The organism is Pedobacter sp. 05L430 (assembly GCF_056397585.1).
Map to the genome: position 1 here is coordinate 1 of NZ_JBFTNT010000477.1, position 1861 is coordinate 1861.

A 1861-nucleotide genomic window follows, 5' to 3' on the forward strand; every position below is an offset into this window, starting at 1 on the left:
TCCCTAAGCGGGCCAACTTCTACATACTCCTTCCTATCGGGGGTACAGCAAGTAAAAAAAACGATAAATGTTATTAAAATGCTATTAATAATTTGGTTTGTTTTTTTCATCTTTTTAATATAAAATTCATTAACAATATAATCATTTCGGCAGGGCCATAAACGCAAAACCATACGGCCTTAATTTTTACCTTCTAATTAGCTTTTTAATTACTTTTCTTAATAAAAATTTAGATTTCCCCATACTATTCGGGAAAACCATTTTTCTTTCATCGGTACAATAAACAGGCTTACCTGAAAGGTCAGCTATCTGTTTTGCTTGCCAAATTGAGCTTTCAATAAATAAATAGCAATCATATTTCACATATACAGATGCTTTAAAACCGCCATGATTATTAGCCTTTAATCTTGCCGCCTTATCAGGAAGATCTAACATAATCAGATGATTGTATTTTACGTTGTGCTTCGCTAACCAAGCCTCTGTTAACGCTCTGTACTTTTCTAACCTATTGGTAACTAAATAACCTATGGTTTTACTTGGTCTAAAAAATGGTTCTACATTTTCTAAAAAATGTTCATACTTAGGCCCATCATCATTTTCTTCTTCTGTTGGATCTATGCACAATACGCCGTCGATGTCAAAACAACAATTTTCAAGTAGATCATGATGCATCATATTCCATTCAAAAATTCTTGGTCCTGGGCATATTTCAAAGTAAAAGTCAATATTATCTTTGGTCTCTTCTACAGCATATACAGCTGTATATAGCACTTTCTTTTCCGGATAAAGTCCTTTAAGCTTATTTTTAACGTTAATTATGGAGCTGCCAGACCAAATACTATCCTCAACAATAAGTACATTTTTATATTCACTAAAAGGCTTGATATACGATTTTAATCGCTCTCCTGATTGAAGGATTCTTCCATTAACATATCCTTCTACGTCAGTAAAGGGAAGATTTAAATGCAGGGCCAGCAAATTAGCCGCAAGCAATCCACTTCTGGGAACCCCCACAATTAAATCTATCTCCAAAGGTACTTTAGAAAGATTAGTAGTAATTGCATGATTTAAATCTTCAATTGATCTGTAGTTCATTTTTTAGATTATTTAAGCTTTTAATTTATTCTTATTAATTAGGAACTGACCAATCTCAAGAATCCTATTCATTTTATTTCTCGTAAACTTTGTCAGAAACCATAGTCCTATATAAATAATGGCTCCTGCAAGAAAACCAATTATACAAATCAGAAACGAATTGGTCCCCGCTAGGTTTGCTCTTACAAAAAACATACCTGCACCACTAATTAGCGCAAACACCGCAGGCAGGCAAATTTCCTCTAGAAATTGTAAAATTGAAAGATGCGAATCCTTTAAACTATAAAGCAGCAAGGGAATAAACAACGCGTAAGTTACAATTGCATACGATATGGCAATACCTGTGGTGCCCCAATTTATTCCAATACAGAATCCGGCTACAACTAAAGTAGAGTTAATAATACCTAAGTAAAAGTATTTTTTTGCTTTCCCGGTAGTTATCAATAGTAATCCCTGAGTACTCGCAACAGGCTGGATAAATGCAGATATAGCTAGCAATTTAAATATAGAAGATGCTGCGATCCATTTATCTCCTAAAACAATAAAGATAATTTCGTGCGAAAAAACTGCAAAATAAATCACAATAGGCATAGAGAAAAATGCCAATGTAAACAGGTACCTGCAAAAAAAATGATTGTATTTCCACTTATCGTTTTGAAGGTTACTTAAAGCCGGCAGCGCAACAGCATTTAGTGGATCCCGTAATTGAGTAATCGGCAAAAGCAACAACTGATAGGCTTTTGAGTACATTCCCAATGCACTTGGC

General features: G+C 34.2%; 2 protein-coding genes. Both read right to left on the reverse strand.

The features are described from left to right. Nucleotides 1-186 precede the first annotated feature (186 nt). Entirely contained in the window at nucleotides 187-1032 is an 846-nt protein-coding gene (locus tag AC1DG9_RS26570) for a phosphoribosyltransferase (protein ID WP_477635633.1), read from the reverse strand. A 75-nt stretch (nucleotides 1033-1107) separates the two neighbouring features. Beyond that, a partial coding sequence (locus tag AC1DG9_RS26575) for an oligosaccharide flippase family protein (protein ID WP_477635634.1) occupies nucleotides 1108-1861 on the reverse strand: 754 nt, incomplete at its 5' end.